Source organism: Anabaena sp. UHCC 0187 (assembly GCF_009712035.1).
In the GTDB taxonomy this organism is placed as follows: Bacteria; Cyanobacteriota; Cyanobacteriia; order Cyanobacteriales; family Nostocaceae; genus Dolichospermum.
Genome location: NZ_VILB01000014.1, coordinates 389,799 through 404,530, shown reverse-complemented (window position 1 = coordinate 404,530; position 14,732 = coordinate 389,799). Strand labels below are relative to the sequence as shown.

11 protein-coding genes are annotated in these 14,732 nt (G+C 40.5%); 9 read left to right on the top strand and 2 right to left on the bottom strand.

The features are described from left to right. Positions 1-85 precede the first annotated feature (85 nt). Positions 86-1,759 (bottom strand): cytochrome c oxidase subunit I, encoded by a 1,674-nt coding sequence (gene ctaD / locus FJR11_RS18275; protein WP_168506225.1) that lies wholly within the window; start codon positions 1,757-1,759, stop codon positions 86-88. Between the two features lie 199 nt (positions 1,760-1,958). Continuing rightward, complete coding sequence (locus FJR11_RS18270) at positions 1,959-2,930, bottom strand: cytochrome c oxidase subunit II (RefSeq protein WP_168506223.1); 972 nt, start codon at positions 2,928-2,930, stop codon at positions 1,959-1,961. Positions 2,931-3,346: 416 nt separating this feature from the next. Between FJR11_RS18270 and FJR11_RS18265 the strand changes: the two genes are divergently transcribed. The 9 genes from FJR11_RS18265 to FJR11_RS18230 all read left to right on the top strand — a co-directional run bounded on the left by FJR11_RS18265 (position 3,347) and on the right by FJR11_RS18230 (position 14,723). Beyond that, complete coding sequence (locus FJR11_RS18265; protein ID WP_168506221.1) at positions 3,347-4,273, top strand: heme A synthase; 927 nt, start codon at positions 3,347-3,349, stop codon at positions 4,271-4,273. A 111-nt stretch (positions 4,274-4,384) separates the two neighbouring features. After that, complete coding sequence (locus FJR11_RS18260) at positions 4,385-5,323, top strand: heme o synthase (RefSeq protein ID WP_168506219.1); 939 nt, start codon at positions 4,385-4,387, stop codon at positions 5,321-5,323. Positions 5,324-5,860: 537 nt separating this feature from the next. Further along, positions 5,861-6,259, top strand: coding sequence for a hypothetical protein (locus FJR11_RS18255; RefSeq protein WP_168506217.1), 399 nt, complete (start codon positions 5,861-5,863; stop codon positions 6,257-6,259). Positions 6,260-6,381: 122 nt separating this feature from the next. After that, positions 6,382-7,752, top strand: coding sequence for a cytochrome P450 (locus tag FJR11_RS18250; protein ID WP_168506215.1), 1,371 nt, complete (start codon positions 6,382-6,384; stop codon positions 7,750-7,752). Between the two features lie 63 nt (positions 7,753-7,815). Then, on the top strand, positions 7,816-9,822 hold the full coding sequence (locus FJR11_RS18245) for a lipoxygenase family protein (RefSeq protein WP_174763108.1): 2,007 nt from the start codon (positions 7,816-7,818) through the stop codon (positions 9,820-9,822). A gap of 572 nt (positions 9,823-10,394) precedes the next feature. Beyond that, positions 10,395-12,866 carry an ATP-dependent Clp protease ATP-binding subunit gene (locus tag FJR11_RS18240; protein ID WP_168506377.1) on the top strand — a complete coding sequence of 824 codons (2,472 nt, stop codon included), beginning with the start codon at positions 10,395-10,397 and terminating at the stop codon, positions 12,864-12,866. Between the two features lie 150 nt (positions 12,867-13,016). Then, on the top strand, positions 13,017-13,193 hold the full coding sequence (locus tag FJR11_RS23915) for a hypothetical protein (RefSeq protein WP_371416113.1): 177 nt from the start codon (positions 13,017-13,019) through the stop codon (positions 13,191-13,193). Next, positions 13,190-13,414, top strand: coding sequence for a hypothetical protein (locus FJR11_RS18235; protein WP_168506213.1), 225 nt, complete (start codon positions 13,190-13,192; stop codon positions 13,412-13,414). The genes FJR11_RS23915 and FJR11_RS18235 overlap by 4 nt, the downstream gene beginning before the upstream one ends. Before the next feature lie 118 nt (positions 13,415-13,532). Beyond that, entirely contained in the window at positions 13,533-14,723 is a 1,191-nt protein-coding gene (locus FJR11_RS18230) for a DUF262 domain-containing protein (protein ID WP_168506211.1), read from the top strand. Positions 14,724-14,732 lie beyond the last annotated feature (9 nt).

Below are 14,732 nucleotides of genomic sequence, written 5' to 3'. Positions count from 1 at the left end.
AAAAAGTAAAAAATTCCATCTCTTACTCTCCGTGCCTCTGCGCCTCTGCGAGAGAAAAATTCCCTTATTTCAGCAACACCAGATTTTAAAGTGCTGATTCAGTTTGGGGAGTTAACACAGCTTCAGTTTCAATCCTTTCCTGACTCACCCCGTAATCGTAGGGGCCAGTAGTCAAAACCGGAAGAGTTTCAAAATTCTCAATACTGGGAGGAGAAGAAGTCATCCATTCCAGAGTCAGCGCTTGCCAAGGATTATTTCCCGCTTTTTCCCCATAGAACCAACACCAAACCGCATTGATGATAAATGGTAACGTCGAAACCGCCAATATATAAGATCCGTAGGTACAGATTTCATTTAAAGTCGTGAATTTGGGATCATATTCAGCAATCCGGCGGTTCATGCCCATCAATCCCAGCTTGTGCATGGGTAAGAAAGTCATATTTAAACCAATCATGGTTAAGGCAAAATGCACTTGACCCCAAAATTCGTTCAGTTTCCGTCCCGTCATTTTCGGGAACCAGTGGTAAATAGCCGCAAAAATCCCTAACACACTTCCACCAAACAAAACATAGTGGAGATGTGCCACCACAAAGTAAGTATCGTGAACGTGAATATCAAAAGGAACAGCGGCCAACATTACCCCACTAATACCACCAATCACAAAAGTTGCTAAAAAGCCGATAGCAAATAACATGGCACTAGTGAAGCGGATTTTGCCACCCCAGAGAGTTGCTAACCAACCGAAAATTTTAATTCCAGTGGGAACAGCAATGATCATGGTGGTGATCATGAAAAACATCCGCAACCAAGGGGGGACACCACTGGTAAACATATGGTGCGCCCAAACGATTAACCCTAAAAAGCTGATAGCTAGGGATGAAAAAGCGATCGCTTTATAGCCAAAAATCGGTTTCCGGGCATGAATTGGCAGAATTTCCGAAATTGCCCCAAAGAAAGGCAAAATCATAATATAAACCGCCGGGTGAGAATAGAACCAGAACATATGCTGGTAAACAACAGGATCTCCGCCCCCAGAAGGGTTAAAGAAGTTTGTTCCTGCCAACAAATCAAAACCCAACAAAATCAAAGCCGCAGCTAATACTGGAGTAGATACCAGCACCAAAGCCGAAGTTGCCACCATTGCCCAGCAAAACAAGGGCATTTGATAGATGCCCATACTAGGAACACGCATCTTCCAAATGGTGACGAGAAAATTAATCGCCCCCAAAATCGAAGAAGTCCCCAAAAGCAAGACACTCATAATCCAAATCCCCTCACCCACCTGGCCTGTTACCAAACTCAGAGGCGGGTAGGAAGTCCAACCAGCATCAGGGGCATCACCTACCGCTAAACTAGCAACCAGTAACACACCTGCCGGGGGAACCATCCAAAAAGCCACAGCATTGAGGCGCGGGAATGCCATATCTCTCGCCCCAATCATCAGCGGGATCAAATAGTTGGCAAATCCTGCCCCCGTGGGTACAATCCACAAGAAAATCATGATTGTTGCATGGAGGGTAAACAGGCTGTTGTAAACTTCAGGCGTGACAAAATCCACCTCTGGAGTCCGTAATTCTGTCCGCACTAAATCAGCCATTACGCCGCCAATGCAGTAAAAAACAAAGGAAGTGACTAGATATTGAATCCCAATCACCTTATGGTCTGTACTAAAACCAAAAAAGTCATACCAATGCCTTTCCTGGTGTTCTTCCGTAGGTTTGGGGCTATTATCCGTTTCTTGTAACTGTGCTTGTGTCATATTTTAAAAAGGAGTCAGGAGTCAGGAGTCAGGAGTCAGGAGTCAGGAGTCGGGAGTCGGGAGTTGAGAAGGAAGAAAGAAGACAGAAATTTCTCCCCCTGCTTCCCCTACCTCCCCTGCTTCCCCTGCCTGCATGAATGTATAACTTAAAGGTTCAAAATCTTTTTTTGTAACTGCTGCAACTGTTGTAATTCCTAAACTACTTAATTTGATGCAGAATTTCTGAGTGAATGCCCATATCCTGAGTGTAAGGAGAGAGAAATTCATCAGCAGTCATGGCCATGGAATTCATCGCTACCGCTTGATTGGGAATATCTTTACTAGCAAGTAGCTGTTCTTGCATCCAACTATCAAAAGCTTCCTGTGTCTCCACAACTACTTGGCTTTTCATCACCCCGTGGTAAGGGCCACACAGTTCAGCACAAATTAGGTCATAATCACCCGCTTTTCTGGGGGTAAAACGCAAATGGGTTTCTCTACCAGGAATGGCATCCTGTTTCACCCGAAATTCTGGAATCCAAAAGGCGTGGATGACATCACTGGCTGTCATGTTGATTTCCACCGTTTTGCCAATGGGTAAATGCAATTCACCCGTTGTTACGTCATTATCTGGATAGGTAAATAACCAAGCATATTGCATTCCAGAGACGTTAATGGTTAATTCTGCTGGTTTGCTAACTGCATCAGACTTTTTATCTAACTGTGATACCTGTACAGGTGGTTCTTTATCGCTGAAACTTACAGCCATTGCCATTCCCGGCATATTCATGGCACTTTCCGTCATTGGTGCAGGTGCAGCATGAGCCGAATGGGGATCAAAACCGCCCATGTTGTTATATACATCAAAACTGTAGAGAGAAATACCGATAACGATAATTGCGGGGATCGCCGTCCAGAGTATCTCTAGAGGCACATTACCTTCAATTGCTGGCCCATCTTCATTGTCACCAGCCCGGCGACGATATCTAACGACGGCATAAATTAATACACCTTCAACGATCAAAAATATGCCCGTAGAAACAGTCATCATCGTGTTGAATAGACCATCTACCAAGGGGGCTTCATCGGAGGCCGCTACAGGTAACAGACTATGATTTTGACCGTACCAGAGACTGGTGAGGGTGAGGACAATGCCAATGAGTAATGTCCAGATTGCATTTGGAATTTTCACGGCTGATTTGGTGATGAATTGACTACTTTACCTGCAAGTTACTTCACTTATTAAAGTAACTCCACCTACTAAGGTAGTGCAGGCTATGAGATATAGTATCCGTTGGTCTGAAATCTTTATTAATTTTTTTGATTAAGATCACAATTTTGAGTACAAGGGAGATAAGTTGTATTGCCCAGGTTAGATGACAATTAGGCAAAAAATTTGTGGAAATTTCCATTAATTATCATTGTTCAATTATTCCCAGCTACAAAACAGCACGAAATCTTACAGCTAAAACTAGCTAAAGTGATCCAAAGTATAAGGGAAAGCTGATTTCTATATTCTGACCTATAGGTTAGGGTGAGTAGAAGTTGGTACTAAATCAAAATAGAAAATTTTCAATTTCCAGCACAAGCGGTCCGAAGGTATTGTTAATGAACGAATTTGTCCTAGAACAACAAAATAAAGCGGCCACAGTAGCACAACAACCCCAGGAGATGATTCGTCGCTTGGTATGGAAGATATGCGTAGCCACCTTAATTTTGATGGCTATAGGCAGTGCTACCCGCGTCATGAATGCTGGACTTGCTTGCCCTGATTGGCCTTTGTGCTATGGGGAGTTAGTTCCAGCCAAGCAAATGAATTTCCAAGTGTTTTTGGAGTGGTTTCATCGCCTGGATGCAGCTTTAATTGGCTTTAGTGCGATCGCTCTTTGCGGTTTATCCTGGTGGCATCGTCTTTCCTTACCCAAGTGGCTACCTTGGGCATCCACATTTGCCCTGTTTTTAATTGTCTTCCAAGGGATTTTGGGAGGACTGACTGTAACTCAATTGTTGCGGTTTGATATCGTTACCGCCCATTTAGGAACAGCGTTACTATTTTTCACTACGTTGTTAATTATCGGTACAAGTTTAACTCCCTATCAAGGAACGGGAACGGTAGGAAAGTTGCCTTGGGTGGGTTTAATTGCTGCCATTTTTGTCTACTTGCAAAGTTTATTAGGTGCTTTAGTGGGATCTCGCTGGGCTTTACACCAATGTTTGGCAGGGGAACAACTTTGTGATGTCATGTACAGTCATATTTTTGGGTTAGTACCGCCAACCATAGCTACTTTAGCAGTTGTTTTAATTTCTTGGCGGACACCAGCACTGCATCCGGCTTTGCGAAAACTGGCAAATCTGGCTGGTGGCTTGTTGATTTTACAACTCCTTTTGGGTGTGGCTACTTTCCGTTTACATTTACAAGTTGAACCTCTCACTGTTTCTCACCAAGCTATCGGTGCGACTTTATTGGGTACTTTGGTAGTATTTACAGTCTTATCACTGCGGGATGGTGTACTTCCTAAGTCACAAATACAGTAAGCCAGTTTTACTCCTTCTTCCTCTTCCTCCTGACTCCTGACTCCTGACTCCTGACTCCTACTTACAGCGGTTTGCTGACCAGTTCTTGAAAAATAAGGAAAAAGACCCAACATGATTGAGACTAATGTCTCTCGTCGTCACCACGACACATTTCTCCAAGTCGTTCAAAGTTACTACCAGCTAACCAAACCCCGGATTATTCCCCTGCTCTTAATTACTACTGCTGGGAGTATGTGGATAGCTGCCAAAGGTGAGGTAGATCCCTGGTTGTTAATTATTACAATGATTGGCGGAACTTTAGCAGCAGCCAGCGCCCAAACTATTAACTGTATCTATGACAGAGATATAGATTATGATATGGAGCGGACACGCAACCGTCCCATTCCGGCTGGGAAGATCCAACCCCGTGATGCTTTACTTTTTGCGATCGCTCTGGCTGTACTTTCTTTTACACTCCTCACCGTTTTTGCCAATCTTCTAGCCGCATTTTTAGCCTTTTCTGGCATCATTTTCTATGTTTTAGTCTATACTCACTGGCTCAAACGCCATAGCACTCAAAATATCGTTATTGGTGGTGCAGCAGGGGCAATTCCCGCTTTAGTCGGTTGGGCAGCGGTGACAGACACTTTAAGCTGGTCTGCATGGCTAATTTTTGCCATTGTCTTTTTGTGGACACCTCCCCATTTTTGGGCTTTGGCTTTAATGATTAGTGATGATTATGCTAAGGTAGGTATACCAATGTTACCTGTGGTAGCGGGTGATAAAGCAACTGTAAGACAAATTTGGTTTTATACGGTAATTACTGTCACTGCTACTATCTTTCTGTTTTATCCATTACACGCCAGCGGGATTGTCTATGCTGTTATTGCCTTGACTTTAGGTGGGGTATTTGTGCATAAGTCTTGGCGGTTGTTGCAAAATCCCGAAGATAAAACCATAGCACGGGAATTATTTTTGTATTCCATTTCCTACATGATGCTGTTGTGTTTGGCAATGGTGGTGGATAGTTTACCAATTACTCATCATTTGCTTAACCAATTGCACTGGTAATAATACTCAGGAGATAGAGATAAAGATCCCTGACTTCTTTGAGAAGTCAGGGATCTGATTATTTTTTAGGCACAGAGGGCAAAATCATAGAATGGTGGTTTTTGTCCCTATTCTGTAATTAAAGTTCATATTTAAGTAAATTCACATAATTTAACTTTTTTTTAGAAAAAACTGGTGTTTGTTGATGTATTGTATCCATCAGATTGTATTTAGTTCTACTTAACCAAAGATCTTGAAAATACCAATTTGAAGAAGGAGTCAGTAGCCAGGAGTCAGAATCAATCCGTCGAGGATACCTTGCGGGAAGCAAGGTACAGACCTGCGACTGATTAAAGACCACCAAATCGTATATTTGGTGGGGGTGCAAAAACGCCGTTTATTCATCCACCACTGGCACAGAAAACATTTAAGAATTCTGACTCCTGAATTCTGTTCGATAAAATCGCCATTGTGTACTATCAATTTGCTGTGATTGAACTTAGCAAAAGTTAGCGCGTGCTTACACTATGTCAAAAATCAGTTCCAGAGGATATTTCTATGCAAGATGAAACGAAAAAGGTAATAGAAACAATTGCCGAATACAACGAGGCATTTGCCAAGCTTAAGCCTAGTATATTAGATCCATTTTATCACTATCCATCAATACTAATTACACCAGAAACAGCAGTCACTATTACCAATGGCTTCAAACTGTGGATTGTTTTTACAAAAATCGTAGGTGATTTAAAAAAACAAAACTATGGTAGAAGTGAAACTGGTCCTCTTAAAGTTAAATTACTCAGTGATAATCTAGCCGTAGTTAGTGCAGTTGCCACCCGCTACACCAAAGATAATAAACTACTAACTAGCTTTGGATTTACTTATACCATGCGTAAAGTAGACGAGCGCTGGAAAATCATTGTGGGAACAATTCATGATGTAGATTCTGTTTCTTAGGTAAAAATTAACTGCGTTGTCAAATCAGGTCTACAAACTCAGTAATTGATATTTATTTAAGTTCATCCAGAAAGCTAATAGTAGTTGATTCCAGAAATAACACAAAAAAACAAAGAAGTCTTATGTCCTATTTAGAAAGGTACAATAGCATTCCGGCGGAAAACATTGCCGATAGAGTTAAAGTAGTCAATCAAGGAGTTTGGACAGATTGGCAGGGTTTATTTAAAGAACTCAGAGAAAAACGACCCATTTTTATCACACCTAGATTTACACTGGTAAGTTTATTTCCAGACGTACAAGAGGTTTTATCTCGCTCCGAACACTTCTCAGTCAGAACCTTTGCTCCCAAAATGGACCCTGTTTTCGGACCTTGTATGCTGGCTAGAGATAACACAGAACATAATTGGCAAGAAAAGTCAATTATGAGATCAATGTTGCAATTGGAAGATTTACCACTTGTCAGAAAAAGAGCCGGTGAAATTGCCAAATCACGTTTAGATGAATCCGCAAAAACCGGTAAAATCGAAGTTGTTCGTGAGTTAGGAAAATATGTTCCTATCAAAATTTGCGGCGACTATTTTGGGTTTCCTGGTCCTGATTTAGAAACTATGTATCGCTGGGCAAAATCCACCCAAGACGATATGTTTAGAAATTTGACCAACGATGCTAAAGTCCACGAAGCTTCGGTTCAAGCCGGACAAGAAATGCGTGTTTACTTGGGTCAACTTCTGGAACAGAAAAAAGCCCAAATTGCTCAAGAGTCACCTAAAAGCATAGATGATTTATCATCAGGAGAAATATTCCAAGGCTGGTTAAAATCAATTTTTAGTCCCAGCAATCAAACAAGTAATCAAAATTCTAACAATGACAAATCTGCCGCACCAGCAGACATTTTTACTCGGTTAGCAAACACAAAATTTGCCAGTGATATTCCCTTTGATGAAACCAAGATCATCAGCCACATGATCATTTTGTTAGTGGGTAGTATTGAAGGTACAGGTCAGGTGATTACTCAAGGTGTAGAACAAATTCTCAAACGTCCAGAAATCTTCGCAAAAGCCTTAGCAGCAGCCCAAGCTGACGATAATCAAACCTTTGATAAATACGTTTGGGAAGCAATTCGTTTTAACCCCTTTAGCCCTTTTCTGGTGCGTTTTTGTGAAGCAGATTACACCTTGGCCGCAGGAACTCCCAGAGAAACTCACATCCCTGCTAAAAGCATTGTTTTAGCCGGCGTAGGTTCAGCAATGTTTGATGGAGCAGTTGTTACTAATCCTGATGAATTTTCCATTGAACGTCCAAAATATAACTATATGCACTTTGGCTATGGTAGTCATACCTGTTTGGGTGAACACCTTGGTGGAGTGATTGTTCCTGAAGTAATCAAACAAATTCTATTACGTCCAGGCATCAAATTACTTGCCGGTGATGAAGGCAAAGTTGAATATCAAGGTTATATCCCAGAACGTTTTGTCATTGGTTATGACAAGTAATCAGATATTTCCCAGATATCTTTACAGCTTTTAGCAAACTTATCAATATTTTCAGGAGTTATCATGTCCAAGTTGAAAACCATTCTTGATGAAATTAAGCAAGTTTTCGGAATTAAATTAGCCGACAGCGATTTAGGAAAAAGTAAAACTGAAAAGAAAGCTAAAAAAAGCATTGTCCAAATTCATGAACAGGAATTTGACAAACCCCTTGATCAGTTACATAAAGCCACTGGTAAGTTAGTTTTTGGTGATACCAATAAGCCCCTACACAATATTCAATTAGAACTGTGGGACAGAGACATCGGTACACCTGGAGACTATTTAGGTCGGGGTGCAACTGACTACAATGGTCAGTTTACAATTTACTATGATCCAGATAAAGCAGGCTTTCTAGATCAGCCAGATTTAGAATTAAGATTGTTAGAAAATCGCATTAGTTTTGATAGTGATAATCAGCCAGTTTCTACCTATCGCATTGCTTACACTATCAAAGGTGATGACAATGTAACTCAAAAAGTATACGACTTCGGGACTTGCACCGTTCCTTACTGGCTTTATAAACCAGATAGCCACTTTGCGCGGCTGTTTTTTAGTGAATTAGAAGGAACACCGGACGATTATTCTGTCGGTCGGACTCTCCAAGGTTATGATGCTGCTAGTGGTTTAGTTCCTATTAAAGCCAAGCACGTTATTACCAATACTCTTCATCCAGATCAGCCAAGTTTACCAGAAATTCAAGCGGCTTATCCTCCTAATTTAACAATTAAATTAGATCGGAAAAATCCGGGTTATACCAGAAGTGATGAATATTTTGTGTTGCGGGTGCTTAGTGGGATGAATCCCTGTTTGCTGAAACGGAATAAGCAGAATCCAAATCAGTTTAAGGCAGCATTTAATTGGGATAATTATGAAAAGGATAATGACCACGATCTGAATAATGTGGAAGCATTTTTTGAACTGAAAGATAATAATTTGGTGGTTACGGCAATTACGGTGCAAAGTCGTTATCCTGATTCTTTATCTCCCCATTCTCCTCTGAAAGATCCTGTTACCTATAACCCTAAAGATGGGGAAAAATGGTTACAAGCTAAACGCATTTTTCGGACTAACAGTTTCTTTGCAGCAGAAATGATTGAGCATTATATTAAGGCTCATTTACAAATGGAGCAATATACAATTGCTGCTTTCCGCAACTTACGCAAAAATCCTGTTCGGCTGATCTTAGCTCCTCATGTGAAAAGTCTGGTTAATATTAATCAACGGGCTGATGAAGTATTAGTATCACCGACAATTGGTTTAGTAACTACCAATGGACCATTAACTCCGGACTCGGTAGTACAAATCTGCAAAGAAAGTATGGCTACTTATGATTGGAAAGGTTGGAAACCCCGTCAACCTTTATGTGAATCTCATACCTTTGCTAAGATCGCTAATCTGTATTGGCAGGTGTTAACCGAATATCTTGATGCCTTTTTTGCAAATTATCAAGATGAAATTGTCAAAGAATGGGTAGAAATTCACCGTTTATCTGATGATCTCGTCCAACATAGTGTTGCTTATCAACCACATCAACCCTGCGGATCTGCTGCTGATAGTGACTACGATTGGTATGATCACAATGAGCTTGATAATTCTGATATCCCTAGAGTTACGGTTAATGGTACAGTCAAGGCTACTCGTCCTGTTACTACTTCTGATCAACCCCAGGAGACGGATATTGACAACTTAAAACAGTTGTGCCGTTATGTGATTTTCCACATTACTTTGTGGCATTCTTGGGTAAATGATGCTCAAGCTGATGAAGGTGGAGAAATTTTCTATAATTCGCTGGCATTACGCGGCGGTAGTTTTGGTAGTGAAGATGATCCAGCGATCGCTCCTAATATCTTAGAATCTACTAATCTGATCTATATGGTCAATGTTCTGACTGCAATTAAATACGGCTATATTCTCAAGAATGAAGATGATGATATTCCTCAAGAATTGAGAACAATATTGGCGCGTTATAAAAAAGAATTTGCTGATCTTAATTATGAGATTGGCAACATCAGAGCGTTGATTAACGTCTGAATAGCACGAGTATAACGGCTGTCGCGCATTTATTTGTCCTGACTAAAAGGCTAAGTGTAAAACATTTAGACGAAAAAAGCTTCATTTAGATGCACGACAGCTTTGTAAGCGAATTGACACTCAATATCAGTATATAGCTCTCGCTTTGACAATTTAAAACAAAAGGTTTAAAAAGCTGACCACCATAAACCACATTTGTGAAAATAAAATAAATTTTTTGTGTAGATAATCCATCAAAATATTTTCAATTATTTTTTTTATTGATATTAAAATCTTATCACTTCGGCAAATAGATTGACATTGACATCTTTTTTATGATATTAAGTTTTGTTTGGGAGTATTAACCAAAATCTCAACATCAATAGTATATTGTTTGGATTTAGTCCCTAAAATGCTGGTAAAATCACTCTCCTCAGTACACTAGCTACATAGAAATTCATTAATAGCTACTCATTAACCTATCAATTTGTGTCATGGTAATTGGATATCTAAATTGTTTATACAGATACCCAAAATTTTAGCCTGTGCTAAAATCAGCATACCGGCACGACGCAGGTGATAGGAAAAATGCCATGTTTGAGCGCTTCACAGAAAAAGCCATTAAGGTAATCATGCTGGCCCAAGAAGAGGCCCGCCGTTTAGGTCACAACTTTGTCGGAACTGAGCAAATCCTCTTGGGTTTGATTGGCGAAGGCACAGGAGTAGCCGCCAAGGTGCTGAAATCAATGGGAGTTAATCTCAAAGATGCTCGCATTGAAGTTGAAAAAATCATAGGACGGGGTTCAGGCTTTGTAGCCGTGGAAATTCCGTTTACGCCACGGGCAAAACGGGTTTTAGAACTATCCTTGGAAGAAGCACGCCAATTGGGGCATAACTACATTGGTACCGAGCATCTGCTGTTGGGACTGATCCGCGAAGGGGAAGGTGTCGCAGCCAGGGTGCTAGAAAACCTCGGTGTAGATTTGACCAAGGTGAGAACCCAAGTGATTCGGATGTTGGGAGAAACGGCGGAAGTTACGCCGGGTGGCCCCTCTGGTCGCACTAAAACCCCAACTCTTGATGAGTTTGGATCGAATCTGACCCAAATGGCCATAGATAACAAGCTTGATCCTGTGGTGGGACGCGCCAAGGAAATTGAGCGAGTTATCCAAATTTTGGGTCGCCGGACGAAAAACAATCCAGTTTTGATTGGTGAACCAGGTGTTGGTAAAACAGCCATCGCTGAAGGTTTAGCTTCACGGATCGCCAGTAAGGATATCCCCGATATCTTAGAAGATAAGCGTGTAGTCACTCTCGATATTGGTTTACTGGTAGCAGGAACTAAATATCGGGGTGAATTTGAAGAACGACTCAAAAAAATTATGGATGAAATCCGCTCTGCGGGTAATGTCATCCTAGTAATTGACGAAGTTCACACCTTAATTGGTGCGGGTGCTGCCGAAGGGGCGATTGATGCGGCGAATATCCTCAAGCCAGCTTTGGCGCGGGGTGAGTTGCAATGTATCGGTGCGACTACTTTGGATGAGTACCGCAAGCACATTGAACGGGATGCAGCGTTGGAAAGACGCTTCCAGCCTGTGATGGTGGGTGAACCTTCTGTTGATGAAACAATAGAAATTTTATATGGTTTGCGCGATCGCTATGAAGCACACCACAAGCTGAAGATATCCGATGAAGCATTGGTGGCGGCGGCGAAATTGTCTGATCGTTATATTAGCGATCGCTTTTTGCCAGATAAAGCCATTGACTTGATGGATGAAGCGGGTTCAAGGGTGCGCTTGATTAACTCCCAACTGCCCCCAGCAGCGAAGGAGTTAGACAAGGAACTACGGCAAATCTTAAAAGAAAAAGATGATGCAGTCCGTTCCCAGGACTTTGATCGGGCGGGAGAACTGCGTGATCGGGAAATGGAAATCAAAGCCGAAATCCGCACTATTGCTCAAACTAAGAGTAATGGCGCTAGTGGTGACGGTGTTGAGCCTGTAGTTACAGAAGAAGACATTGCTCACATTGTCGCTTCCTGGACAGGTGTACCGGTGAACAAACTCACCGAATCTGAGTCCGAGAAGTTGCTGCACATGGAGGACACCTTACACCAGCGACTGATCGGTCAAGAAGACGCTGTGAAGGCTGTTTCCAGAGCTATTCGTCGCGCTCGCGTTGGCTTGAAAAATCCCAACAGACCGATTGCTAGTTTTGTCTTCTCTGGGCCAACTGGGGTGGGTAAAACCGAATTAGCCAAATCCTTAGCGTCCTACTTCTTCGGTTCAGAAGAAGCCATGATTCGCTTGGATATGTCCGAATACATGGAGCGTCACACCGTCAGTAAATTGATCGGTTCACCTCCTGGTTATGTCGGTTACAACGAAGGTGGTCAGTTAACTGAAGCTGTCCGTCGTCGTCCTTACACCGTGGTGCTATTCGACGAAATCGAAAAAGCACACCCCGATGTATTCAATATGCTCTTGCAAATTTTGGAAGATGGGCGTTTAACTGACGCGAAAGGTCGCACGGTGGACTTTAAGAACACTTTGCTGATTTTGACTTCCAACATTGGTTCTAAGGTGATTGAAAAAGGTGGTAGCGGTATCGGATTCGAGTTCTCTGAAGATGCGACTGAGACACAGTACAACAGAATTCGCTCTTTGGTGAATGAGGAACTGAAGCAATACTTCCGTCCTGAGTTCCTGAACCGGTTAGATGAAATTATCGTCTTCCGTCAGTTGAATAAGCTGGAAGTTACCCAAATTGCCGAAATCATGCTCAAGGAAGTCTTCGGTAGGTTGACGGAAAAAGGCATTGTCTTAGAAGTCACAGACCGCTTCAAGGATCGCTTGATCACTGAGGGTTATAGTCCTAGCTACGGTGCAAGGCCATTACGTCGGGCAATTATGCGCTTGTTGGAAGATAGTTTGGCGGAAGAAATTCTGTCTGGACGCATCAAAGATGGCGATACTGCTCTTGTTGATGTTGATGAAAATGGCATTGTTCAAGTTAGTTCTCAACTAACACGGGAGTTATTACCCCAAGGTGTTGAGTCTTAGTTAGGTTTTTGTAATTGTTAATTGAACGGTGGGGGATTTCGGTTCTCTGCCGTTTTTTTTGTTTCGCGCAGAGACGCTAAGGAGCAAAGGCGCAAAGAGGAGAAGGAGTGATATATTCGTTATAATGAGTTTTATTGAGGAGTACGGGTCATTCCTACATCTGAGCAAAAAACGCAGTTATTTATTCTGTGTTGTTGGTTAACTAAACTATATTTACCCATAAACTTGGTTCGAGTTGATAAACGTACAGGTAATGTATTTATCCTGGCGGGTGAAGAAAATATGATAGAAATATATCCTAATGGTAAATGGAGGTATGTGGTATGAGTCGGCCTAACTTCCAAGGTATGAGTACAAAGGAATTACGTGCTTATGTTTTATCTCATCGAGATGACCAAGAGGCATTCTACATTTATGTAGATAAGTTAAATGCTGAAGCAAATTGGGTAGAAATGCCACCATCAGAATCTGTTGATGATTTGATGAATTTTCCTGAGTTTTTGCAGCGTCTTAGTAATGGTAAAAGATTAATTGAAAGTGAAGAATAATGCTTCAGTAACCAAGCACTTGTGGATGGATATGAGATACTTGGTTACAAAAAAATCTAAAATTATAGAATTCTCAAGTTCTAAATTTAATTAGTACAAAGTATAAGGAAGAATAAATATGATCACAAATAGTCACTTAATTTCAGGTGAAACATTTATTGATAAAAATAGCTTGGATATTTATCCAGTCTCTCGTTCCGATGATGAAATTAACGAAAAATACAATAAAGGAGAGATAAGAATTGTAACGGAACAGGCTCGTTATCCAATTGATAGTATAGAAACTATGCTTGACAGTAAAAGGTATATCCTAAATCCTGAATACCAGCGCAGGAAAAGATGGAATTATACTCAGAAATCTCGTTTAATAGAATCATTGATAATGAATGTGCCAATTTCACCTATATTTCTGTATGAAATAGATTATTCTACTTATGAAGTAATAGATGGAGAACAAAGACTAACGGCTATATATGATTTTTATAAAGGAAAATTTAACCTAGAAGGTCTAGAATATTGGCAGGAACTTAATGGGCGAAATTATCAAAATTTGCCTGGGCAAGTTAGAAGAGGAATAGATAGACGCTATTTATCATCTATTGTCTTATTACAAGAAACAGCTAAAAATGAAAGAGAAGCTGAATATGTAAAACATATAGTTTTTGAAAGATTGAATAGTGGAGGAGATAAATTAACTCCACAAGAAACAAGAAATGCCTTACACAATGGTAAATTCAACCAAGTATGTATAAAACTTGCTCAAAATGACTATTTTCGTAAAATGTGGAAATTACCTTTAGAAAGCGAAGGAGAAGAAAAATTACTTAAAAGTGAATCTTATCGCAAAATGGAAGATGTAGAATTAGTTTTGCGATTCTTTGCTTATCGTCATATAGATAATTTAAAATCTCCTGTGGATAAATTTTTAGATGAATACTTAAAACAAGCAAATAATTATTCAGATGAAACAATTAAATATCTTGAAACCCTGTTTAACGAAACTATTCAGTTGATATATACTATATTAGGAGATTTAGCTTTTATACCTCCAAAAGGAGAGCGTGAGAGAACAAAGCCATTAAAAACTATATATGATCCAATAATGCAGGTGTTTGCAAACAATATTGCTTATAAGGAGAGTTTACTGATAAATAAAGATGCTATTAAAAATAATTTATATTCAGAGCAAGAATCACTAAACATCAAAGAAGAAAATAATAGATTGCTATTTGATGGTAGATACAATAATAAAAAAGATGTGGAAGCACGCATGATCTATTTTCATAATTTCTTACAGAACTATATTTAATTAATTATT